The 22,512-nt window shown below is 40.5% G+C and carries 22 protein-coding genes; 12 read left to right on the forward strand and 10 right to left on the reverse strand.

The genetic code is table 11. From position 1 onward, the window contains the following. Positions 1-277 precede the first annotated feature (277 nt). A complete protein-coding gene (ispB, locus tag M1E86_RS18140) occupies positions 278-1,249 on the forward strand; it encodes an octaprenyl diphosphate synthase (RefSeq protein ID WP_125890681.1) in 972 nt (323 codons plus the stop codon). Positions 1,250-1,289: 40 nt separating this feature from the next. Here the strand turns inward: ispB and M1E86_RS18145 are convergent, their stop codons facing one another. Then, positions 1,290-1,652: a DNA-binding protein gene (locus M1E86_RS18145; RefSeq protein ID WP_125890682.1), complete on the reverse strand. Its 363-nt coding sequence runs from the start codon at positions 1,650-1,652 to the stop codon at positions 1,290-1,292. A 130-nt stretch (positions 1,653-1,782) separates the two neighbouring features. After that, positions 1,783-2,130, reverse strand: coding sequence for a DNA-binding protein (locus M1E86_RS18150; RefSeq protein WP_125890683.1), 348 nt, complete (start codon positions 2,128-2,130; stop codon positions 1,783-1,785). 516 nt (positions 2,131-2,646) lie between these two features. Between M1E86_RS18150 and M1E86_RS18155 the strand changes: the two genes are divergently transcribed. Then, positions 2,647-2,919 (forward strand): helix-turn-helix domain-containing protein, encoded by a 273-nt coding sequence (locus M1E86_RS18155; protein ID WP_115168092.1) that lies wholly within the window; start codon positions 2,647-2,649, stop codon positions 2,917-2,919. A gap of 143 nt (positions 2,920-3,062) precedes the next feature. On the opposite strand, the gene mdh is transcribed toward M1E86_RS18155, so the two are convergent. Continuing rightward, a complete protein-coding gene (gene mdh / locus M1E86_RS18160) occupies positions 3,063-4,001 on the reverse strand; it encodes a malate dehydrogenase (RefSeq protein ID WP_125890684.1) in 939 nt (312 codons plus the stop codon). A gap of 493 nt (positions 4,002-4,494) precedes the next feature. On the opposite strand from mdh, the gene argR reads away from it, so the two are divergent. After that, complete coding sequence (argR, locus tag M1E86_RS18165; RefSeq protein WP_004907450.1) at positions 4,495-4,965, forward strand: transcriptional regulator ArgR; 471 nt, start codon at positions 4,495-4,497, stop codon at positions 4,963-4,965. 85 nt (positions 4,966-5,050) lie between these two features. Next, positions 5,051-5,512 carry a DUF6122 family protein gene (locus M1E86_RS18170; RefSeq protein WP_248467178.1) on the forward strand — a complete coding sequence of 154 codons (462 nt, stop codon included), beginning with the start codon at positions 5,051-5,053 and terminating at the stop codon, positions 5,510-5,512. On the opposite strand, the gene mpl is transcribed toward M1E86_RS18170, so the two are convergent. After that, the gene (gene mpl, locus M1E86_RS18175) at positions 5,509-6,891 is read right to left on the reverse strand and encodes a UDP-N-acetylmuramate:L-alanyl-gamma-D-glutamyl-meso-diaminopimelate ligase (protein WP_125890685.1); all 1,383 of its coding nucleotides are present in this window, start codon (positions 6,889-6,891) and stop codon (positions 5,509-5,511) included. The two genes, M1E86_RS18170 and mpl, sit on opposite strands and share 4 nt — an antisense overlap. Before the next feature lie 163 nt (positions 6,892-7,054). Between mpl and fbp the strand changes: the two genes are divergently transcribed. Together fbp and ppa are read left to right on the forward strand one after the other, a co-directional pair. Beyond that, positions 7,055-8,062, forward strand: coding sequence for a class 1 fructose-bisphosphatase (fbp, locus tag M1E86_RS18180; RefSeq protein ID WP_004905947.1), 1,008 nt, complete (start codon positions 7,055-7,057; stop codon positions 8,060-8,062). A gap of 187 nt (positions 8,063-8,249) precedes the next feature. Further along, on the forward strand, positions 8,250-8,780 hold the full coding sequence (ppa, locus tag M1E86_RS18185) for an inorganic diphosphatase (RefSeq protein WP_102138224.1): 531 nt from the start codon (positions 8,250-8,252) through the stop codon (positions 8,778-8,780). Between the two features lie 146 nt (positions 8,781-8,926). Here the strand turns inward: ppa and M1E86_RS18190 are convergent, their stop codons facing one another. Genes M1E86_RS18190 through tamA form a run of 3 tightly spaced genes read right to left on the reverse strand, consistent with a single transcriptional unit; the run spans position 8,927 to position 14,793 of the window. After that, positions 8,927-9,274, reverse strand: a complete 348-nt coding sequence (locus tag M1E86_RS18190; protein WP_004907442.1) for a gamma-glutamylcyclotransferase family protein — start codon at positions 9,272-9,274, stop codon at positions 8,927-8,929. A gap of 3 nt (positions 9,275-9,277) precedes the next feature. After that, positions 9,278-13,054: an autotransporter assembly complex protein TamB gene (tamB, locus tag M1E86_RS18195; protein WP_213913374.1), complete on the reverse strand. Its 3,777-nt coding sequence runs from the start codon at positions 13,052-13,054 to the stop codon at positions 9,278-9,280. Beyond that, entirely contained in the window at positions 13,051-14,793 is a 1,743-nt protein-coding gene (tamA, locus tag M1E86_RS18200) for an autotransporter assembly complex protein TamA (RefSeq protein ID WP_213913375.1), read from the reverse strand. Before tamA ends, tamB begins: the two co-directional genes overlap by 4 nt. A gap of 133 nt (positions 14,794-14,926) precedes the next feature. On the opposite strand from tamA, the gene msrA reads away from it, so the two are divergent. Together msrA and M1E86_RS18210 are read left to right on the forward strand one after the other, a co-directional pair. Then, complete coding sequence (gene msrA / locus M1E86_RS18205) at positions 14,927-15,568, forward strand: peptide-methionine (S)-S-oxide reductase MsrA (RefSeq protein ID WP_213913376.1); 642 nt, start codon at positions 14,927-14,929, stop codon at positions 15,566-15,568. 253 nt (positions 15,569-15,821) lie between these two features. After that, entirely contained in the window at positions 15,822-17,189 is a 1,368-nt protein-coding gene (locus tag M1E86_RS18210) for a hemolysin family protein (protein ID WP_125890689.1), read from the forward strand. A 75-nt stretch (positions 17,190-17,264) separates the two neighbouring features. Here the strand turns inward: M1E86_RS18210 and M1E86_RS18215 are convergent, their stop codons facing one another. Next, complete coding sequence (locus M1E86_RS18215; protein WP_004905964.1) at positions 17,265-17,471, reverse strand: DUF1107 domain-containing protein; 207 nt, start codon at positions 17,469-17,471, stop codon at positions 17,265-17,267. 290 nt (positions 17,472-17,761) lie between these two features. On the opposite strand from M1E86_RS18215, the gene M1E86_RS18220 reads away from it, so the two are divergent. Next, positions 17,762-18,322 (forward strand): YtfJ family protein, encoded by a 561-nt coding sequence (locus tag M1E86_RS18220; protein WP_125890690.1) that lies wholly within the window; start codon positions 17,762-17,764, stop codon positions 18,320-18,322. A gap of 169 nt (positions 18,323-18,491) precedes the next feature. Here M1E86_RS18220 and qseC read toward each other — a convergent pair whose 3' ends face one another. Then, positions 18,492-19,853: a quorum sensing histidine kinase QseC gene (gene qseC / locus M1E86_RS18225; RefSeq protein ID WP_213913420.1), complete on the reverse strand. Its 1,362-nt coding sequence runs from the start codon at positions 19,851-19,853 to the stop codon at positions 18,492-18,494. Beyond that, positions 19,853-20,515: a quorum sensing response regulator transcription factor QseB gene (gene qseB, locus M1E86_RS18230; RefSeq protein ID WP_213913377.1), complete on the reverse strand. Its 663-nt coding sequence runs from the start codon at positions 20,513-20,515 to the stop codon at positions 19,853-19,855. The genes qseC and qseB overlap by 1 nt, the downstream gene beginning before the upstream one ends. A gap of 177 nt (positions 20,516-20,692) precedes the next feature. Between qseB and M1E86_RS18235 the strand changes: the two genes are divergently transcribed. The 3 genes from M1E86_RS18235 (at position 20,693) to M1E86_RS18245 (ending at position 22,508) form a co-directional block, all read left to right on the forward strand. After that, the gene (locus M1E86_RS18235) at positions 20,693-21,097 is read left to right on the forward strand and encodes a YgiW/YdeI family stress tolerance OB fold protein (protein ID WP_213913421.1); all 405 of its coding nucleotides are present in this window, start codon (positions 20,693-20,695) and stop codon (positions 21,095-21,097) included. A 115-nt stretch (positions 21,098-21,212) separates the two neighbouring features. After that, complete coding sequence (gene nudK / locus M1E86_RS18240) at positions 21,213-21,803, forward strand: GDP-mannose pyrophosphatase NudK (RefSeq protein ID WP_125890692.1); 591 nt, start codon at positions 21,213-21,215, stop codon at positions 21,801-21,803. Positions 21,804-22,118: 315 nt separating this feature from the next. Continuing rightward, a complete protein-coding gene (locus M1E86_RS18245) occupies positions 22,119-22,508 on the forward strand; it encodes a cupin domain-containing protein (protein WP_213913378.1) in 390 nt (129 codons plus the stop codon). The last annotated feature ends 4 nt before the right edge of the window (positions 22,509-22,512 follow it).

Here is a 22,512-nt window from a genome sequence, read left to right on the forward strand (position 1 = left end):
ATATTCACAATAGGGCGCGAATTCTACGCAAAAAAGCATCAGAACACAAGCCAATAATGCGGTTAGATGACAAAAAATACGACTTTTTTCTCAATAACCGTTTTTGAGCATTGATTTAGTGCCTATTCACTCAATTGTTACTTATTTAAACATTTTTTGCATCACACCTGATAATCTTATAATTAATAATGTTATGCTAGAAAGATAACTGTTCTATCGGTCTCCCATTTTTTTATTTCGGGAATGAACCAAAAACTAATAATATGAATAAATTACAATGAATTTAGAATCTATCATTGAACTGACAACTGAGGATATGTCAGCGGTAAACGAAGCCATCCTCAGTCAATTGAATTCGGATGTTGCACTCATTAATCAGCTTGGTTATTACATCGTCAGTGGTGGCGGTAAAAGGATCCGGCCGATGATCGCAGTGCTTGCAGGTCGATCTTTAGGCTACTCGGGTCATAAACATACTCAAGTTGCTGCATTGATCGAGTTCATTCATACCGCAACGCTGCTACATGATGACGTCGTTGATGAGTCCGATATGCGTCGTGGAAAACAAACTGCAAATGCGGTTTTTGGTAATGCAGCGAGTGTCCTCGTGGGTGATTTTATTTACACTCGATCATTCCAGATGATGACGGATCTCGATTCAATGCGGGTGCTAAAACTGATGTCTGAAGCGACGAATGTGATCGCTGAAGGGGAAGTTTTACAGTTGATGAACTGCAACGATCCCAATATTACTGAAGAAAACTACATGCAAGTGATCTACAGTAAAACTGCACGTCTTTTTGAAGCAGCCGCCCACGCATCTGCGATTTTAGCGAATGCAACACCGGCACAAGAAAAAGCGCTACAAGATTATGGTCGCTATATTGGTACCGCTTTTCAGTTAATTGACGATCTTCTCGATTATGATGCCGACAATACTCAATTGGGGAAAAATACGGGTGATGATTTAGATGAGGGTAAGCCTACACTTCCCCTACTTCACGCTATGCAAAATGGTAATGAAGAAGAGTCCGCGTTGATCCGCCAAGCGATTGAGCAAGGCAATGGGCGCCACCTGTTAGATACGGTTCTGGCAACCATGAAACGCTGTGGTTCCCTTGAATATACCTATGCAAGAGCCCAAGAAGAAGCACAAAAAGCGATTGATGCCTTGAATGTAATTGAAGATTCAATTTATAAAGATGCATTGATCGGCTTAGCTTATATTGCAATCCAACGCCATTCTTAGTCACTAGAAAAGACAAAGTAGATCAAGAAAAGGGGAAACGTTATTTTTCCCCTTTGTCTTCTTCATCGATTTGAGCAAGTAGTGACGATAAGCCATAACGCAGGATATATTTGACTATTTTATTGCGCTCGGACTCTGTCAGTTGATAATACGCTTCCGACCAAATTTGCAATGCATCTGTTCTTTGGCTTTGGTAAATTACCGAAGGCTCATGTAAGCTAAGCTGCCCTTGGATTTCTCCCGGTAAGCTTTCAAAATAATACTCAACGGCTTTACCCTGTACCCCTCTTTTACGGCGGTTTTTCCAACCTTCTCGTCTTGCCATTAGGTTAATTCCCTGAGGAGATGTCGGGAGTCCTTCTAACCCAGCTAATTCTTTGGCAGTGAACCACAATTTTTTCATTTTTCAATTCACACTTATATTATGAAACCTGCTTTTCAGCCTACTAAAATGTCATCTGTTAAACCGTTTTTTAAATTCAATATAATATTATTTTTATATATTAATTATTTACACCTTAAGTAATTGTAAATTATTTATTATTAATTAAATTTATTAGCGCTAATGCCCCTTCGCGCATAATAAATGTCAGGATAATGTCTCGTTCTTGGCTGGAAAGCTGGTTATAAGCCTCTTGCCAAATAAAGGCATTATCATTTCGTTTTGCTTGATAAGGTGGTGAGGTTTCGTTAGCAAACTGACTTTCAAAAATATCGATAGGTAAAGAACTTATATGGTATTCCAGCGCTTTACCTTGAATACCTCTTCTTTTACGGTTGACCCAGTTTTCACGCCTTGCCATAGCATTAATACCTTGGGTTGTCATGGGAAGCCCTTGTAACCCAACCAACTCTTTTGCCGTTAGCCATTCCTTGTACATGCTGACCCTCCTAGTCATGATGACAATTTGATTTTCAGTTGTTGAAAACTATCTCTATTTTCTCAAAACCCCATTAACCTATTCGTTTTGTTTATACATATAAATAATAATATACAAATTATATTTGTTATTAGAATTCTAATTTCTTTTAATAACAGACAATTAAATAATTTACTCTCTAATAATTTAACTAATTTTATTAATTAATCTAGATATATTATGAGTTCAAGTAAAAAGTAGCATTAAATATGTTATTCCTATCCCTAACTAGAAAGAGTTAGTTTTAATAACAAAGATTTATCCTAACTCACAGTTATTCATTCTGACTTTCCATTTAATTTCATAAAAACCACGACAGTTTCATAAAATGAATTTTTAAGAAAAAATCAGAAATTATTTTGGGAAATTTCTGTTATTTTATTTCCAATAACGAAACGGATGTACTGAATGTACCATAATTTTCTGTTACTCGTACCATTAACTCTACATGATTCTAAGTGAAAAAAGGACTAAAAAATGATTTTACGGAAATCGGACTGGCACCCTGCAGATATCATTGCTGCTTTACGTAAACGTGGAACAACACTTGCTGCAATTTCACGTGAGGCTGGACTAAGCTCTTCAACGTTAGCTAATGCACTATCACGCCCTTGGCCTAAAGGGGAATGGATCATTGCAAATTTCTTAGCCATTCACCCTGCTGAAATTTGGCCAAGTCGTTATTACGACCCAATTACGGGGGATTTATTAGAAAGAAAAGTCAGAGTTAAAGCACCAGTGGAAGATTAGAAACTGCATGGGATATAGCGATAAGGCCGTGAAAAATCAATCAATGTATTCACGGCTTTATCTTTTGATAACAACCAAATAAAAAAGGTTGAGTTCCGAACGAAACTCAACCCTTCACAATTTAGAAAAAGCGTTAATTGGCATTAGCCATTAATGAATTTTTCACCTAATTCGATATCTGCTTTTAATACATCTAGCATGTCTTTCAGCGCTTTTTCTTCAAATGCACTTAATTTACCAATTGGTAAATGTTTTTCGATACCGTTTCTGCCTAAAACGACTGGTTGTGCAAAGAAGCGAGCATATTCACCATCACCTTCAGTGTAAACACATTCAACCACATTGCTTTCACCTTGGAGACCACGAATTAACGATAAGCCTAAACGTGCAGCAGCTTGGCCCATCGATAAAGTTGCAGACCCACCACCCGCTTTCGCTTCAACGACTTCTGTACCTGCATTTTGAATGCGTTTAGTTAACGCTGCAACTTCTTCATCAGTGAAGCTAACACCTTCAATTTGAGATAACAGTGGCAGGATAGTCACACCAGAGTGGCCACCAATTACAGGCACTTCGATATCATTAACATTTTTGCCTTTTAGCTCAGCAACAAATGTATTAGAACGAATGATATCTAATGTCGTCACACCGAATAAACGGTTTTTATCGTATACGCCTGCTTTTTTCAGGACTTCCGCAGCGATAGCAACGGTGGTATTCACTGGGTTAGTGATAATACCGATCAATGCTTTAGGACAGGTTTCAGCAATTTGTTGGATCAGATTACGGACGATACCCGCATTGATGTTAAATAAGTCAGAACGATCCATGCCTGGTTTACGTGCGACACCCGCAGAAATAAGAACAATGTCAGCACCTTTCAATGCAGGTTTTGCATCTTCGCCGGCAAAGCCTGTCACTTTAACATCAGTTGGGATATGGCTTAAGTCAGCAGCAACACCTGGAGTGACTGGTGCGATGTCGTAGAGGGAGAGTTCTGAACCTGCTGGGAGCTGGTTTTTGAGAAGAAGGGCGAGAGCCTGACCGATACCACCTGCTGCACCTAGGACTGCAACTTTCATTCTGAAACTCCTTAATTTGTACTTTAAAAAGATATCACTTTATTTGTTATACACTTAACACATTACGTATAAAAAACAATTTGTTAACAGATAGAGAGAGAGTTTAACGCAAGAGAACTTGTTTATTAATTGCCAGTATTCTAAACAAATTCCTTATCTGTTAATGAGATAACGGGCACTTTTTTAACAAATAGTTTTTCTGGGTGTTGCATTTCGCACAATAAGTTGTTTTTAGTGTATATTATTCAATCAAAAATATTTTTATTAACAATAAATTTACAGTAGACATCTGGAAAATTCATTGTTCTATTATGCTAATTTTTCATTTTCGCAATTTACGATAACTTAATACTTTTAACTACCAATCCAAAATGAGACGACTTAACCTTAAGTTATTCGCTGGTTACAAAATCATCATAACGCAATTTTGTTGCATAAAAATGCACTTTTACGGATAATACAACTTAATTCAATGCAAAAGAATGGGTTAATTATGCGCACTCCGTCTAAACAAGAAGACTTGGTTAAGGCTTTTAAAGCCCTACTTAAAGAAGAAAAATTTAGCTCGCAAGCTGAGATCGTCACAGCTTTGCAAGAAGAAGGCTTCGAAAATATTAACCAATCAAAAATTTCCAGAATGCTTACCAAATTTGGTGCTGTTCGCACCCGTAATGCAAAAATGGAAATGGTATATTGCCTACCTACAGAGCCTGGTGTCCCTACCGCTACCAGTCCACTCAAAAACTTGGTTTTGGATATAGACTATAACCCTTCTGTTGTCGTGATCAGAACGAGTCCTGGTGCTGCACAGCTTATTGCACGTTTGTTAGATTCATTAGGTAAAGCAGAAGGAATTTTAGGTAGTATTGCTGGTGATGATACTATCTTCTCAACACCCGCCAACAATTTCACCACAAAAGAATTATATGAAGCGATTTTAGCGTTATTTGAACAAGAGCTTTAATCTATTGATATACATTAGCTTAAGAGGGAAATTGATTTCCCTCTTATTGTTTTTGTCTGTTTCTATTCTATTTTGAGACATCATTTTGCTATTTGATATTTTCCGTAACATCATACACTACGGTTTTCACTTCCTAATGCCAATTGCCTTTGGTTACCTATTTTGGCGAAAAAATTGGAAACTAGCGGCCCTGATAATGATTGCTACGATGGCTATCGATTTAGATCATCTGCTAGCTGACCCAATTTTCGACCCAGAGCGCTGTGGCATTGGTTTCCACCCACTCCATTCCTTTTGGGCTGCGGTTGTCTATGTCGTATTATTATTCATGCCATCATGGAAACTCAAAGCGATTGCGGTTGGCTGCTTGTTCCACCTTTTCACTGATTCACTAGATTGTTATATGGGAAGTTTAAAAAAAGAGATGAATAGCCCAATAACATTAAGTTTCATCACAGAACCACACTCATTAAGTACGCCAAACATAAAAAAACCCAGCAATCATAAGGATCACTGGGTAATCGAGTATATCGCTAATAAAGCTTAATCATCTTGTTCTGTTTCTGCCTTTGCTTTCAAAGCTGCGAGCAATTTGCCATGAATGCCGCTAAAGCCACCATTGCTCATCACCAAAATATGATCGCCCGGTTGTGCGGTTTCAATAATCATATTGGTGAATGCCTCAATATCTGCGCTCCAACGAGCTGGTTGAACACATTTTTCAGCGATGTCTGTCACCATCCAAGGAATATTGGCGGGTTGGAAAAGAAACACTTCATCTGCACGGCCAAGCGCAGGTGCAATATCATTTTTATTGATACCCATTTTCATCGTATTCGAGCGAGGTTCGAGTACCGCAAGAATACGTGAAGTTCCGCCAACTTTGCTGCGAAGTGCTTCTAACGTTGCCAAAATAGCAGTTGGGTGATGCGCGAAGTCATCGTAAACACTGACACCATTTTCAACACCACGTAGCTCAAGGCGACGGCGTGCATTGATAAAACTATTCAAAGCGAGGCAAGCTTCTTTTACTGGAACGCCCACATGGTGAGCCGCTGCAATCGCCATCAATGCATTTTGGATGTTGTGGTTACCCACTTGTGACCAAGTGACTTCTCCAACTTTTTCCTGCTGGTAGTACACAGCAAAGTGGCTGCCGTCGTGGCTGAGTTTCTCTGCTTGCCATCCGCCGTGCTCCCCACCCACCAGCTCTTGCTCACTCCAGCAACCCATTCCAATCACTTGTTTTAAATGATTGTCGTTGTCAGGTGTGAAAATTTTGCCGCTGGCTGGCACAATACGTACAAGATGATGGAACTGTTTTTGAATCGCTTCGAGGTTTTCAAAAATATCCGCATGGTCGAATTCAAGGTTGTTCAATACCAAGGTTTTCGGGCTGTAATGCACAAATTTAGAACGCTTATCAAAGAATGCACAGTCATACTCATCCGCTTCAATAACAAAAAACGGGCTTTCACCAATCTTAGCGGAGACATCAAAATTCCCTGGAACACCGCCAATTAGAAAGCCAGGCTTGTAACCACAGTCTTCTAAGATCCATGCAAGCATTCCTGCAGTAGTCGTTTTACCATGGGTCCCCGCCACAGCTAGTACCCAACGTTCAGGTAACACGTGGTCATGAAGCCACTGTGGGCCAGATGTATACGGTAAGCCTCTTTCTAGAACAGCTTCGACACAAGGGTTACCACGCGTCATTGCATTACCAATCACGACCATATCCGGTATTGGGTCAAGTTGAGCCGGATCATACCCCTGAATGAGTTCAATCCCTTGATTTTCAAGTAATGTGCTCATCGGTGGATACACATTGGCATCCGAACCCGTCACTTTATGTCCTAAAGAACGAGCCAATATTGCTAAGCTTCCCATAAAGGTGCCGCATATACCTAAAATATGTATGTGCATTCTTTTTCATCCAATTAGCATGAGGTTGGTCACTATTCTACCCATCAAAAACAGGTTTATAAATGCATTAACCTATTAATCTTTTTTTTATTTAGTTAAACTCTTCCCGCGCGAGGGTAAATGCCCCGCAAAACCTCTGTCAATTTTATTCAGGACCTTCGTCATGAAAACATTAGGCGAATTCATCGTCGAAAAGCAACAAGATTTTCCTCATGCAACAGGTGAGCTGACTTCTTTATTATCAGCTATCAAACTGGGCGCTAAAATTATCCATCGTGATATTAATAAAGCTGGACTTGTCGATATTCTTGGCACTAACGGTGTTTCGAATATTCAAGGTGAAGTTCAGATGAAGCTTGACCTGTATGCAAACGAAAAACTAAAAGCGGCTTTAAAAGCACGCGGAGAAGTCGCCGGTATCGCCTCTGAAGAAGAAGACGAAATTGTCATTTTCGAAGGAGACCGCGCAGAAAACGCAAAATATGTTGTTTTAATGGACCCACTTGATGGTTCTTCGAACATCGATGTAAACGTTTCCGTTGGAACAATTTTCTCCATTTACCATCGTATTACACCGATTGGCCAACCGGTTACAGAAGCGGATTTCCTGCAACCTGGTAACCGCCAAGTGGCTGCGGGCTACGTGGTTTACGGTTCATCAACGATGTTAGTTTACACCACGGGTGTTGGTGTACACGCGTTTACTTACGACCCATCATTGGGCGTGTTCTGCTTGTCTCATGAAAAAGTGATGTTCCCATCAGAAGGAAAAATGTACTCCATCAATGAAGGCAACTATATCAAGTTCCCGATGGGTGTTAAAAAGTACATTAAATATTGCCAAGAAGAAGATAAAGCAACAAATCGCCCGTATACCACACGTTATATCGGTTCTTTGGTTGCAGACTTCCATCGTAACTTGCTCAAAGGGGGAATTTATATTTACCCAAGTACGGCAAGCCATCCCAATGGAAAACTGCGCCTTCTGTACGAATGTAACCCAATTGCATTTTTAGCAGAGCAAGCCGGTGGTAAAGCCAGTGATGGAGCAAACCGCATTTTAGATATCATACCTAGCGAATTACACCAACGTGCGCCGTTCTTTGTCGGAACAGAGTCGATGGTAGAAAAAGCAGAATCATTTATGCGTGAATTCCCTGACACGGAATAATCTAATTCATTAATTATAAGGCGGGGCTTCCCGCCTTTTTTGTTCCTTTTTTTCACCAACTAGTGAGTTTTGCCCCCTTTTACGGCTATAATGTCCCTCACGCTATCTACTCTATTATTTAATTTGCCTAAAAACGGCAACACATTAAAATGAGTAAATTCATTATTCACACAAAGGATACATTTAAATGGGCCTGAACAATGTACCGGCAGGTAAAGATCTGCCAGAAGATATCTATGTTATCATCGAGATCCCAGCGAACGCAGATCCTATCAAATATGAAGTTGATAAAGACTCTGGTGCGCTGTTTGTAGACCGTTTCATGTCAACCGCGATGTTCTATCCATGCAACTATGGTTACATCAACAACACCCTGTCTTTAGATGGCGACCCAGTTGATGTATTAGTTCCAACTCCATACCCATTACAACCAGGCTCAGTCATCCGTTGCCGCCCTGTTGGCGTCCTAAAAATGACTGACGAGTCTGGTGAAGATGCAAAATTAGTGGCTGTTCCGCACACTAAATTAAGCAAAGAATACGATCACATCAAAGATGTGAACGACCTGCCAGAATTACTGCGTGCTCAAATTACTCATTTCTTTGAACATTACAAAGATTTAGAAAAAGGTAAATGGGTTAAAGTTGACGGTTGGGAAGATGCAGCATCTGCAAAAGCAGAGATCATCGAATCTTTCGAACGCGCTGCAAAAAAATAATCACCCTTTAAGGGCATAATGAAAGCACTGGTTAATATCAGTGCTTTTTTATGGGCTCTAATAGGTTGATTAGGCCATAAAGTAAAAACGCCAGCTATTATTGCTGGCGTTTTATATTTTACAACTCGATAGCGAGTCTTAAACCGTTATACTTCTTCATCACGTTTCAACCAGTCGCCACTCTTTATTTGGCGTAGACCATCAACGGAATGTTTATATAGATAAATCCAAGCGTTGCCATACGGCGTTGGGATGAGCTCCCTCACATAGTCTTGAGAATTTTTCTTTAACTCATCTAACTCTGTCAAAATGGACGGGTTGATTCGATACACTTCGCACTCTATCGCCCCATCCCCTTTGACAACTGCTGGATAATATCCAAGATCATACAGTTCATAGCCTTCTAGCTTATGTTCACCGAGTAGCTGAGCATAAGTCATCCAGTGATGATTTCCTTGCTTTTGTCTTAAGCTGCCATAAACAATTACACGCATAATCTAAAACTCAAATTGGTAAAGGAGATCCAATGCCTGATTAACACCAGACACAGCTTCTAAATACAGTTTTGGCATCAACCGATAACGTAAAGTTAACGTCGCCAATGAGTCAAAGATACCAACTCCATACTTCACTTGTAAATCATTAGTGATCTTACCGCTTACAACGACTTGAGAACCATCCCCCACACCTTGGGTATCGACGGCTAAATCAGAGACTCCAAATGTCTCACCAATTTTACCCACGAGTTGCCCACTTTGTGCTACACCTAAGCCTATTAACATAGATGTCATTTGTGAACCATTTGCGTCCCCACTGTCTAAGCCCTCTCCTCTTAATAAGTAAGACAGCGCTTCTTGCTGTGTTTTCGCCGGTTCAGAGAATATCTCTACTTTTGGTTTATCCGCAAGGCCTGTGACCTTCACCCCGGCAATCACGTTATCTGCGGTATTGTCTGGGTTACGAATCGCTTCTAAGTTTAAGAATGGTTGGTCTGCAGGGCCCGAGAACTGAATTTGGCCTTTACGGACAATCAAATCTTGCCCATAAGCACGGAAACGGCCAGCCGGAATATCTACTTGACCATTAATGTGCAAGCCATGGATATTCTGAACCACTTTCAATAAACCGGTTAGGCGTGCTTTTAAGCCAAATGCGTCTAATTGCACATCGTTGCCAATTTTAATATCCAAATTGGTCTGAATAGGAATGGATGGCGCTTTTTCCTCAATTGGCTGTAAATTGCTATCTAACATCACCACATCTGAAGACGCGCTTACCGCCGACTCAGGGAGTTCTTGAACAGTAATTCGAGCCCATGGAATATTGACGGTACCCTTTAACGTGAGTACCGAAGGTGATGCATCAAATACAATATCCGGTTGAACATCAATTTGGATCATCGGCGGTAAAGAAACGCGGAGGTTATTACCTCTCGCCATGACTTTTGCGCGCCATGCATCAATATTTCGCCAGTCCGCATCACCATCAATGTTCAGATAGCCCTCTGGCGTGTTTATCTGACCATTCATTACTGAGCTTGTGCCGTTGAAATTAATGCCTAAATGACCACTTTTGATATCAAACGGGATCATTGCCGATCTCACTTCTAAACTCGATAGCGCTAAATTACCATTTAATAATGGGTTATTTGCTGACCCACTTAAACGTAAATTCGCATTTAAGCTACCATTCGCCACCTCTTTCTGGCTTAGCAACGGCTTGATTAAATCTAATGTAACCGAATTAATTTCAACATTACCCGACAACAAACGACGTTTCTCAATATCAGACACTTGGATATTGCCGCGCATTTGCCCATTATTCGTTAGCCCAAACAGCCAGTTAAGGTCTGCCTTGCCATTTTTTAAGCCCGCACTTAACGTTAAGGTATCAAAAGCAATAGGTAAACGAGTACCATCCACAAACTGAACCGCTTTGACATCATTTCCTCGCAAGTCCAGCTTCACTTGTGGCATGCTGCCATCCGCTTTCCAAATGGCATTGGCTTTACCCGTAAATACGCCACTGACTCGAGTATCTTGTGGCATAAATGGTTTAAGCATTGCGAGATCAAAACGTTCTAGCACGATATCCGCGCTACCACTTTTACCCGCTTTAATCGGTTTTGGTACACACAAACGGGCATTCGGGTTAACCCAACAATGTCTGCCAATGGTCACTTCTTGTGTTTGGTTGGCATAATCGAGTGACATCGCTTGGTTTAAGCGCCATTCACCCACCACCGTATCAAATAAGGTGTTGGTTAAATTCCCTTTCCACACTTCAGTCTGCCGGTCAAAACTGCCTGCTAATGCTAATTGACCCGAAACTGGCTCACCCTTCATATTCAATTTTAACGTATGCTGTTTTTCACTGCCTTTCGCATCTAAAGTCAGGTTACTGACGACAAGGTCACCTTGTTTTAACTGACGCAAAACAACAGATAGGTTCCCTTTAATTTGTTCGCCTGTTGCCACATTTCCTTTGATAACAACATTTTCGATAGCGAGGTCATCCTGCCACTTCACGCCGCGTGCAGTGAGGTCAACAAGCGCTTCTGGCGTCTCTAAATTACCCCGTAATTTCATATCACCGGCAATCACGCCACCTAAGCCAGGCAGCAAACCATTCAGTGCAGGGGCATTAATTTTGGCATCAAGGTTCCATTTATCAGCAAGGGAGCCTTTTATATCGACATTATTTTTACCCAGTGCCAAATTAAAGTTTGGAATATCCCATTGGCCTGCTGCGTTACCTTTGGCTTTGCCGCGCGCTTTCAAGAGATTATTTTTGACATTACCATCCAAAATAATTTCAGGGATATCTAACTGCCAGCTACCACCGTATAAACTTCCACGAGTAGCAATCTTGCCATCCACTTTAGCAGGCCATTCAGGATACTGTTTAGCCGTATTAATACCCGAAAGAGTCAATACCGCATTCCAACTAATCGCCTTACTCCAGTCCGCTACACCTGTAATATCTGCATTACCCTGTAAAGCGGCTAAACGTAAGCGAGTTAAATTAATTTGCTCTTCATTACCTTTCGCATCTAATAGCAAGGTAGAGGGAGGGAGATCCTGCCCAGTGATCGCTGAACGTACAGACATATCATAAGCCGATGGCCGGCCATTTAGGCGCAGACGAGTCCCATCGAGTTGATATTGCGCCTCCCCCACTAACGGCCACGTTAACTTATCACTTTCTAATGTAAGCAAAATAGGTAGGTCTGCTTGTGACAAATCCGTTTCTGCATCTAATTTCGCATTAATTGGCCCGTGTAAGTTCAATGCCAATTTTAGCTCATCAACCAAACCGCCTTTTAAGGAGAGGTCTATTTTTTGCCCATCTAAATCCTCTAAACGGCTTTCCCCCACAATCGACAATGAGACTGGCCATTTATCTTGCAATGTTGCTGTGCCAGATAACGCAATATTCCCCTGCGGTGCATCGACTTTTAACTGTTTAACTAAAACTTGTTGCCCTTCATTCGAAAGGCTCAAGTGTAATTGGTTAATTTTAAGTTCAGTCGCTCCCGTTAATTGAAAATTCGAAGCATTAATGCCATCAACATTTAAATCAACAGGTAAAATAACTTCTGGTAATTCAGCGAGTAACGGTTTAGAAAATAGCGCTTTTAATTCGTCCGCTAATGATTTTTGTTCATTAACCGGCGTTGGCTCTGGCTGTTTCTCTTCAACGACGGCATCTGATTTGGTTTCAGGTAAATTAATTGCCAAATCCATGATATCGGTTGGAATGATAGTGATCGCTTTTCCTTCCCACGTGATCCCTGTGGTAAATTTGGCTAAATCGATGTCCATGCCATCCACATTGACGTGCGTTGAAACCAAAGCCAATTGATTTAAACGAATAGTCAAAGGTGCTTTGAGTTCAGTCAAAGGTTCAGATGGTGGTGTTTCTTCAGCAGGGGGAAATTGGGTAGTATCGACAGTAACAGTGACATTTTCCGTGCCTAAGTTGTCGACACAGAGTTCACGACTGGTTAAACAACCTAAACGTACCGCTAAATTTAATTTCCCTGCGTTAACATCAACCCCTGGCATTTGGTATTTAACGCCGCTTAGCGTTAAGTTACTAATATCCCCGTCAATTTTATCAATGGTTAATTCAGGAACAAAGCGTGTCGCTGTATTTAATGCAAAGTGAAGACCAGACTGGGTTCCAATCACCCAACTGAGTGCGGCAACAACCAGAACAAGAATTAATAAAATGGAAAGACTGGTCCATTTTAGCCACTTCAACCACCTCATAACTCAGTCCCCAAGCCGATATAAAACTGTATTTTGTTGTTATCTGGATCACCGATAGGTTTTGCTAAGTCTAATTTTATCGGCCCAACTGGTGAGACCCAGCGGATACCAATTCCCGCACCCGTTTTAAAATCATTATCTTTAAAATTATCAACGGCTTCACCACTATCAATAAAGGTTGCTCCCCACCAATTTCCTGTAAAGTTATATTGGTATTCCACAGAGCCTACCGCCAATTTTGATGCCCCTGTTAGTTTACCTTTACTATCTTCTGGCGAGATCTTTTGATAGCCATATCCACGCACGCTGCCGTCACCACCCGCAAAGAAACGCAAGTCCGGTGGAACTTTGTCGAAGTCATTGGTTTCAATCCAACCGATATTTCCACGAACAACAAAGCGATGACCTTCCCATGGCGTTCTGATCCATACATTTTTGGCTTGTAGTACAGCGAAGTCGATATCTGAACCCCATATTTTATTCGAATAATCAATAGAATAACGTTGGCTATCACCCCATGTTGGCATCACACCGCCGCGTTGGCGAATGCGGCTCACATAGGCCCCGGGATATAGCAACATGGTCGTATTCGTCACGTTGGCTTGGGTAAAGTTACTCAGCATCCAACGCATGTTTACACCATACTGCCAACCGGATGAATAATCCCAATTACGAGACACATTCAAGGTTGTTGTATTCGCTTGGGTATCATTTAAATCTGTCCGTTTAAAGCCCCCTTGAACCGCATAATATTGCTCAAGCGGGTTCGCTTTTAATGGAATTTTATAGCTCGCATCAATTAATTGTTCTGGTTGGGATAAACTAATATTTGACGTTAAACTCTGCCCACGGGAGTTGATCCACGGCTTATTCCATGTCGCTTTAACGCGAGGACCTACATCTGTTGCATACCCCCCACCAAGCTCAATAAAATTTTTGGCTCTAGGCGTCATCACCGCTTCCATCGGCAATTCATAGGAGTTTTCTTTTCGAGCACTCACGATGCGAGGCGTCACAATCGCAGAAGTGAACCAACCTGTTTCTGCTAACCGACGATTAAATTCAGCGAGTTGCTCTGATGTGTAGTATTCCCCTTTTTTGAAAGGCGCAAGGTTGTTCAGGTAATCTTCACGAATTTGTGAGCCTGAATAAGAAATGGCACCAAACCGATAGCGTTCACCACTGTTAAAATCAAAATCCCAATATGCCGCATGGTGATCAAGAGAAATACCCAATTGGCTTTTCTCCATCATCGCATCAAAATAACCTTTACGAACCGCTAAGCTGTTAAAGCGCCCTTTGAATTCTTCGTATTCGCCATCATTTTGAACAGTATCAAGCTTTGGCGTATATTGTTTGAGCATCTTTTCATAGGCTGGATCCGTTTTTGCTCCACCTTGTAACTCAACATTCACCCCTTTTAATAAAATAGGTTCCCCAGGAGTGACCTTGGCGGTTAAAACGGAACGAGCAGGCGGGGTTTTTTCTTCATAGCTAAACTCAACCGTGGGTTGGTAATAGCCTAAAGGCTTTAAACCTTCTTTAATTGCTTTCTCAACACGGGCTCGAAAACGGCCGTTTGGCACAACTTCATCTTGCGATATATTAGATAGCTGTACACGAACGTTTTGATTAAGTTGTCCTTCAAGGCCTTCAATATTAAGACGAAGATTAGCTGCGTGTGCCACTGGCACTGCCGCAGTTAGGCAGAGAAAACAAATTAGAGGGTATTTCGACACGCCTACTCCTAAGGTGATTGTTCGATTGACTAAATACTTCATATCAATTTATTTTGAGTAAAATTCGCCATAGACACAAGTTTTCATTCCCATTTTTAGATTATTTGTACGGTCAATATATATAGGAATCATTATGCCTTTTAATAAATTTCACTCTGCAAGTATTGCACAACCTCTGCCCGGCAGAGCAACTGCTATGACCTACTCACCATATCATGCACTTAACCATCATTCGATTGAGATTATTCCTAAGAATATGAAAGTTGCTTATTTTGCCATGGGCTGTTTTTGGGGAGTCGAACGACTATTTTGGCAGCAAGCTGGTGTTTATTCAACATCTGTAGGGTATTGTGGTGGTGTGACCCCTAACCCTACCTACGAAGAAGTTTGTTCAGAGCGAACTGGCCACGCAGAAGCGGTTCGTGTTGTTTTTGACCCGAAAATTATCAGTTACACCCAATTATTAGCTTTATTTTGGGAAAACCATGACCCCGCACAAGGTATGCGCCAAGGGAATGATATGGGGAGTCAATATCGTTCTGCCATTTATACTGTGTCTGATGAACAAGACCAACAAGCGATGGAGACACTGCAAGCTTACCAAGAGGCAATGAAAGCACAACATGACCCTCGTGCAATCACAACCGAAATAGCCCCATTAGACACTTTCTATTTCGCAGAAGATTACCACCAGCAGTATTTATACAAAAATCCAAATGGATATTGTGGATTAGGAGGAATTGGTGTTTGTTTACCACCTTCATTAAAAAGCTAAATCAATAGGTTAGTGCTGTAAATTCACTTTACAAATCGTTCAGGCTGTCTATCTATATTACTTAAGGCAGTTTGAATGATGATGAATATCTAGGCAGATAAATCACCTCAGTGCTATACTCATGCAACATATCAACAATTTGCGCATATTGCGCAACATATATTTGCATACTCAATATATTAAAATACACGAGACTATGCCTTCAGAGATCTTTGAATTTAATGGATTCTCCCTTTGATTGGCTGGATAACTTATGCTCAACAGTTTATTAATCGTTCTATTATTATGTGCAATCAGCGCATTCTTTTCTTTGTCAGAAATTTCTCTGGCAGCTTCCCGCCGTATTAAACTTAAGCTCATGGCCGATGAGGGCAACATTAACGCGGCTCGCGTGCTTAAATTACAAGAAATGCCGGGAATGTTCTTTACCGTCGTTCAAATTGGTTTAAATGCCGTTGCTATCCTTGCAGGTATTGTCGGGGAATCTGCGTTTTCTCCTGCTTTGTACGATATCTTTATTCAGTTTTTATCCCCAAGCTGGGCCCAACAAGTTTCATCCATCCTATCGTTCACCATTGTCACGAGCTTGTTTATTTTAGTGGCTGATTTAACGCCAAAACGTATCGGTATGGTAAAACCTGAAGCCATTGCTATTCGTATCGTGAATCCGATGCGCTTCTGCTTAGTGATACTGGGCCCATTCGTTTGGTTTTTTAATGGTCTCGCTAACCTAATTTTTAAATTATTCAAATTACCTACATCACGTAATGAAGACATCACTTCTGATGATATTTTTGCGGTTGTTGAAGCGGGTGCTGTCGCGGGTGTGTTACGTAAGCAAGAACATGAATTAATTGAGAATGTCTTTGAACTAGAATCACGTACTGTACCATCGGCTATGACCCCGCGTGAAAGTATCATCTATTTTGACAAAAACGAGTCAGAAGAAAGTATCAAACATAAAATATCAACCCAGCCACATTCTAAGTTCTTGGTCTGTGCGGGGGATATTGACCATGTTATCGGCTATGTTGATTCAAAAGAATTACTTAATCGTGTACTCAATGGGCAAAGTTTAAGCTTAAAAGAAGGTGCTCACATTAGAAATACGCTAATGATCCCTGACACCTTATCACTATCAGATACCTTGGAAGCCTTTAAAGCAAATGCGGTCGATTTTGCTGTTATTCTCAACGAATATGCATTGGTCATGGGTATCATTACCATCAATGATGTAATGATCACTTTAATGGGTGATTTAATTGGTCCAGGGCAAGAAGAGCAAATCGTGGTCCGTGATGAGAATTCTTGGTTAGTTGAAGGTGGAACGCCAATCGAAGATGTGATGCGCATTTTGGATATTGATGATTTCCCTGACTTTAGCAACTATGAAACCATCGCAGGGTTTATGATGTACCGGTTAAGAAGAATGCCGAAGCGGACAGATTATGTGAAATATGCGGGTTATAAATTTGAAGTCGTCGATATCGATAATTACAAAATTGACCAACTACTCGTAACTCGCCTTACTACGGTGCCATCACCTGTGGTTGTACAGCCCGGAAAAAATACTATTGAAACGGCTGACGCAAAACAACAAACAAAAGATACTGAACATTAGTGCTTGATAGCGAAGCCGTTTCTTTCAATGCGCCACCCATGTGGCGCGTTGTTAACCAAAACCTTCTTGATTAACCTAACCCAGTTCCGCCTGCAATAATGAAACTTGTTTATTGACCTCACTCATCACATTGTAATGGCGCTTATCACTGATTTTAGGTGGTAGAATTTTCCCATAATTAAACTCAAATGCCCCAAAATCCTTAATATAGAGCCTGCCACGGAATAGCGTTTTGACGTAAAGAGCAATCTTCGATGGGTTATAACGGTTAAAAATTTTCATTAGAACTTTGCCTCCCCTTTGTTCTTACGATATTCAATAACTCATACCGTACAATAATCATAGACCAGAAATTTTTACTTTGGTTCTAAAATTGCAGTTTTATTCAATTTGCTGACATAACATGACACTGTAAATTAACTGTTAAAACCCCATAAACTTTGCTTTTATTCTAAATTTTAAAAAAATGTTAAATTACCTCTTGAAACTCATCCGATGAGCTATGCTATAAATAGTCTTCATCAGACAAACCACTAGGCTCACATGGCAACATCATCAATCAAGGGGCTTTTATGATAAGAAATTATTTACTTTTAATATGTTTGCTTGGGGTATCAGCAGTAGCTTCTGCAGCAAATATTCAATTAAACCAATCTGTTCCTGCTATTTCCGTCACCGATAAAGGTGAGCTTGTGATGAATAATGAAGGGAAGTTGGAGTATCAACCGTGGAAAAGCCAACAACTCGTTGGGAAGGTGCGTACTATCCAGCACATTGCAGGCCGCTCTTCAGCAAAAGAGCTCAATGCCCCCTTAGTTGAAGCTATCAAGCAAGCCAAATTCCCTCATGATACCTATCAGACAACGACAATCATTAATACCGATGATGCAATTTTTGGTACTGGTGTCTTTGTTAAAAATAGCGTTGAAGATAGCAAAAAAGAGTTTCCTTACTCACAATTTATTGTTGATAGTGAGGGGACAGTAAAGAACGCATGGGGCTTGAAACCAGAAAGCTCGGCGATCATCGTATTGGATAATCAAGGAAAAGTGTTGTTTTTCAAAGATGGTGAATTAAATACCCAAGAAATTCAAAAAGTCATTAGCTTATTAGTCTCATCGCTAAACCAATAAGGGCAAACTTTTACTATGTCGTCGTGTGGGTCACTTCGCACACGACGTCTGTAATTAACCCTATCTCGCTTGAGCTAGAAATAGTGAGTTATGCTAAAATACCCTTACACTAAATATGCATAATTATGATTAATTTTTTCATAAACAAGCATGGCTAATGTGCTCATTATCACGTTTTTATTTCATTCCAATAGACTTTGGCACAAAATCCACCATTAGTACCGTGAGTAAAAATAACCTGCAAATGATGCAATTGTGCAACTCGTTTAACAATAGAGAGCCCTAAGCCACTCCCTGTCTTTTCTTGCCCCGGCGGACGATAAAAACGTTCACCTAGGCGCTGTAAAACCTCAGGTGTCACGCCATCACCATCATCTTGAATTTCAAGATGATCTGTATACAAAATAATCTCAACTCGCCCCGCTATTTTTCCATAACGTATTGCATTATTGAGTAAATTTCTCAGTAACGCGTTGAGTAGTAATGGTTGGCCTTGAAAATCAGGGGGGCAACTAACTAACGTGTTTATTATCGTTGTTTGCTGCTCTTGAGCTTCGGGCTCCACATCTTTTATCGCCGATTCAATTAATGCGGGCCAAGATACAACTGTAATATCATCGAGTTGCGTGGATGATTCTAGCCGAGACAACATGAGTAGTTGGTCAACAAGCCTAGTCGCCCTATCAATACCTTCCGATAAATTCGCCACTGCATGGTTACGAACCGCGTTATTATTCCCCGCAATTTGTACCACTTCCGCCTGCACCCTTAACGCTGCGAGTGGGCTACGTAATTCATGAGCAGCATCCGAGGTAAATTGTCGCTCGCGAGCAAACATGTCATTAATACGGCCAAACAACACATTCATAGAGTCAATAATAGGTCTGACTTCACTAGGAATACGCGTTACTTGTACTGGGGTTAATTCATCGGGTTTTCGGTGATACAACTGCTTTGCTACATCCTTCAATGGACGTAAAGCTCGTGTAAGCAGCCATAAAAATAGCAATAACATAATTGGCAAAGCAATTAACCAAGGCATAAATTGTGCCACCATAATATCGGTTGCCATTTCTTGCCGGTATTCCCACTCCTGCCCTACCGCGATAACATATTGACCATCTTGAGATTTTAGCCATACAAAGCGCCAAGGATCGTCACTTCCTTCGATCATTCCATCCGTAAAACCTTCTCGTTTAAATTGATAGACAATATCTCTACCATTATCACCGTCGTTTAAAACCATTTCACCAACAGGTGTAAAGATAGCAAATGCCAGTGCATCGTCATCCTGATGCCCGCGGTTCTTGCGTAATAATTTTTTGGTTTTAGTCAGTGAAGGCCGGCTCAATTCGAAGTCTGATGGCAAAACAGATAACCGTTTAGCAAACGCCATTTGCTGGGTATCAAACAGTTCATTGATCGTTTTATAGCTTTGATACCAGGCTAGCGAACTGGCGATCCCCCATGTCAGCAAAGCTAATAGGAGTAGCATTAACGTGAGTTTCAGCCTAAGACTAAATGTCTTCATCATGTATCATCACCTAACCGATAGCCTACACCGTGAATAGTTCGAATAAATTTATTACCTAATTTACGTCGTAAATGGTGGATGTGTACCTCAACCGAGTTACTAGAGACTTCCTCATCCCAGTTATATAATTTTTCTTCAATTAAAGGGCGAGAAAAAACTTTATTTGGGTTATGCATAAATAAAGACAGTAAAGCGAACTCTTTGCCTTTTAGCTGTACAGGCTCACCTTGCTGTGTCACCGTCATTGCAATTGGGTCCATTTCGACATCGCCATGCGTAAGTTTAGAAGACAGCTGCCCACTTCTGCGGCGGATCAACGCTTGCAAACGCGCCATGACTTCCATTAAAGCGAATGGTTTACACAGATAATCATCAGCCCCTTGCTGAAGCCCTTGAACACGTTGATCCAATGCATCTCGTGCCGTCAAAATCAAGACAGGCTCATCACGCCCTTCTTTGCGCCAATGTTTTAAAATATCCATGCCATCAATATTGGGTAACGAAAGGTCGAGTACAACAGCATCATAAGGTGCATCAAATACAGCCAGTTGTCCTTGTTTACCATCCATAAACCAATCAACCGTAAACCCTAGCTGCGTTAAACCCACTTTTAAACCGTCACCAATTAACCGGTCATCTTCAATTAAAAGAATTCGCATAATCTCCCCCACAACAGAATATTATTATATTTATCCCATCAGCCTTAAGATGACTAGCTATTATTAATAAAATTAAAAATATAATTCGTTAGTTAAGTTTCTTAAGATCCTGTTAAGATTTACTTGGTTTAATACCCTCCATACAAACAAATTCATGTCCATTTGGAGATACTGATGATGAAAAAATTACCTATAATCGCTTTAGTCGCTGCACTCGCAAGTGCACCTGTTTTCGCTGCAAATGGTGGATTTGACGGCCCAGGCGCGGTCACAAATACAACAACTCAAACCTCTAAAACGGGTGGTTTTATCGGCCCAAATAGTGGGGAAATGACGGTTGCAAAAGCGCTTGATATGTCAGATGACAGCTGGGTTATTTTACGTGGGAATATCGTCAAACAACTCGACCATAAACATTATGAATTCACCGATGGTACTGGCACTATTAATTTAGAAATCAGCGAAAAGCGTTGGAATGGTGTAAATGTGACGCCAAAAGATAAAGTTGAAATTCGCGGTAAAATTGATAAAGACTGGAACTCAAGAGAAGTCGAAGTTAAACAAATCCAAATTATTAAATAATTCACCACGTTTACAATGGGGCCTGCTTTAAAGCAGGCCCCATCTAAATCCTATTTTATACAGAAATTAACAGTGCTACATTAACAAAATCATTTTTGTTTTTTAAGGCTGCTTAATGACTGTAAAACGTCCTAACATACGAAATATTCAAGAGAAACTACTTTCAGATAATTGGTATATTTTAAAAAAATATACTTATGAGTTACAACGACAAGATGGTAGTTGGCAACAGCAAGAGCGCGAAGTCTATGACAGAGGAAATGGCGCTGTTATTTTGTTATATAACAAAATAAAGAATAGCATTATCTTAATTCGGCAATTTCGCATGCCAGTTTATGTGAATGGATATTCTGATTTCCTAATCGAAGCCGCCGCTGGCTTACTCGAAAACGCCTCACCAGAAGCTCGTATTATTGCTGAAACAGAAGAAGAAACAGGTTTTAAAGTCGATAAAATTCAGAAAGTTTTTGAAGCCTTTATGAGCCCTGGCTCAGTCACCGAGAAACTCCACTTTTACATCGCTGAGTACAGTGATAATAACCGTCAAAATGCAGGTGGCGGGCTGGAAGAAGAAGGGGAAGATATTGAAGTGTTAGAGTGGCCTTTCCCTAAAGCCATTGATGCGATAAAAACGGGAGAAATTGTTGATGGTAAAACCATCATGCTGATCCAATACCTCGCTCTAAACTCTATTCTAAAAAGCTAATCCTTTTTTCATAGCTCATAATGATAAAATAACATCATGGTGAGCTTTTCTACTTTTTACCCATCATTAAACGAATAATGAAAATAAAAATAAATCATAAAAAGATAATCAATTTTTATGATTTTGTTTTTTAATTAAAAATTAAAACCATAAAACTAAGATAAAACATATTTCGCTTTGACCTCTTCATTAAAAAACCTTAAATTTGAATAATATTAATTTTATTTATCATCACTTTAAGAGTCTTATTTTTGCATCCAATAAATATCAAATAATTGTTATATATTACAGTCAGTGATTAAGGAGCTAAATAAAATGATACGCTGCGTTCGTATGTGGACAGGAGAAGATGGAAATTCTCTATTTGAAGAAGGCACTCTTGAGCTCAATAATGTCACAGGTGGAGATAGCCAGACCTCCCCCATTGCAGCTAGTGAGCTGACCTTCCGTGAAACAGTTTCCGGTGGCTCTTTTGATTGGCATCAAGACCCAGTCCCTCGTTATGTCATTACCCTTTCAGGCACTTTAGAATTCGAAACTAAAGATGGCTCTAAATTTATCATCAATCCAGGTGATATTTTACTGGCACAAGATAATACCGGAACCGGCCATAAATGGCGGCTTATTGGTGATGAACCTTGGCGTCGTGCTTATGTTGTCTACCAAGAAGGCACCGACCTTAGCTTCACTCCAACACAAAAATAGAGGC

This window comes from Providencia sp. PROV200, from assembly GCF_049901995.1.
Lineage (GTDB): Bacteria > Pseudomonadota > Gammaproteobacteria > Enterobacterales > Enterobacteriaceae > Providencia > Providencia rettgeri_E.

Coding starts and splice junctions, on each gene's coding strand:
- fbp (WP_004905947.1), top strand. CDS start 7,055: ATGAAAACATTAGGCGAATTCATCGTCGAAAAGCAACAAGATTTTCCT.
- M1E86_RS18150 (WP_125890683.1), bottom strand. CDS start 2,130: ATGTACAAGGAATGGCTAACGGCAAAAGAGTTGGTTGGGTTACAAGGG.
- M1E86_RS18245 (WP_213913378.1), top strand. CDS start 22,119: ATGATACGCTGCGTTCGTATGTGGACAGGAGAAGATGGAAATTCTCTA.
- ppa (WP_102138224.1), top strand. CDS start 8,250: ATGGGCCTGAACAATGTACCGGCAGGTAAAGATCTGCCAGAAGATATC.
- ispB (WP_125890681.1), top strand. CDS start 278: ATGAATTTAGAATCTATCATTGAACTGACAACTGAGGATATGTCAGCG.
- tamB (WP_213913374.1), bottom strand. CDS start 13,054: ATGAGGTGGTTGAAGTGGCTAAAATGGACCAGTCTTTCCATTTTATTA.
- qseC (WP_213913420.1), bottom strand. CDS start 19,853: ATGAAGACATTTAGTCTTAGGCTGAAACTCACGTTAATGCTACTCCTA.
- M1E86_RS18210 (WP_125890689.1), top strand. CDS start 15,822: ATGCTCAACAGTTTATTAATCGTTCTATTATTATGTGCAATCAGCGCA.
- mpl (WP_125890685.1), bottom strand. CDS start 6,891: ATGCACATACATATTTTAGGTATATGCGGCACCTTTATGGGAAGCTTA.
- M1E86_RS18215 (WP_004905964.1), bottom strand. CDS start 17,471: ATGAAAATTTTTAACCGTTATAACCCATCGAAGATTGCTCTTTACGTC.
- qseB (WP_213913377.1), bottom strand. CDS start 20,515: ATGCGAATTCTTTTAATTGAAGATGACCGGTTAATTGGTGACGGTTTA.
- argR (WP_004907450.1), top strand. CDS start 4,495: ATGCGCACTCCGTCTAAACAAGAAGACTTGGTTAAGGCTTTTAAAGCC.
- nudK (WP_125890692.1), top strand. CDS start 21,213: ATGACTGTAAAACGTCCTAACATACGAAATATTCAAGAGAAACTACTT.
- M1E86_RS18155 (WP_115168092.1), top strand. CDS start 2,647: ATGATTTTACGGAAATCGGACTGGCACCCTGCAGATATCATTGCTGCT.
- mdh (WP_125890684.1), bottom strand. CDS start 4,001: ATGAAAGTTGCAGTCCTAGGTGCAGCAGGTGGTATCGGTCAGGCTCTC.
- M1E86_RS18190 (WP_004907442.1), bottom strand. CDS start 9,274: ATGCGTGTAATTGTTTATGGCAGCTTAAGACAAAAGCAAGGAAATCAT.
- msrA (WP_213913376.1), top strand. CDS start 14,927: ATGCCTTTTAATAAATTTCACTCTGCAAGTATTGCACAACCTCTGCCC.
- M1E86_RS18235 (WP_213913421.1), top strand. CDS start 20,693: ATGAAAAAATTACCTATAATCGCTTTAGTCGCTGCACTCGCAAGTGCA.
- M1E86_RS18220 (WP_125890690.1), top strand. CDS start 17,762: ATGATAAGAAATTATTTACTTTTAATATGTTTGCTTGGGGTATCAGCA.
- M1E86_RS18145 (WP_125890682.1), bottom strand. CDS start 1,652: ATGAAAAAATTGTGGTTCACTGCCAAAGAATTAGCTGGGTTAGAAGGA.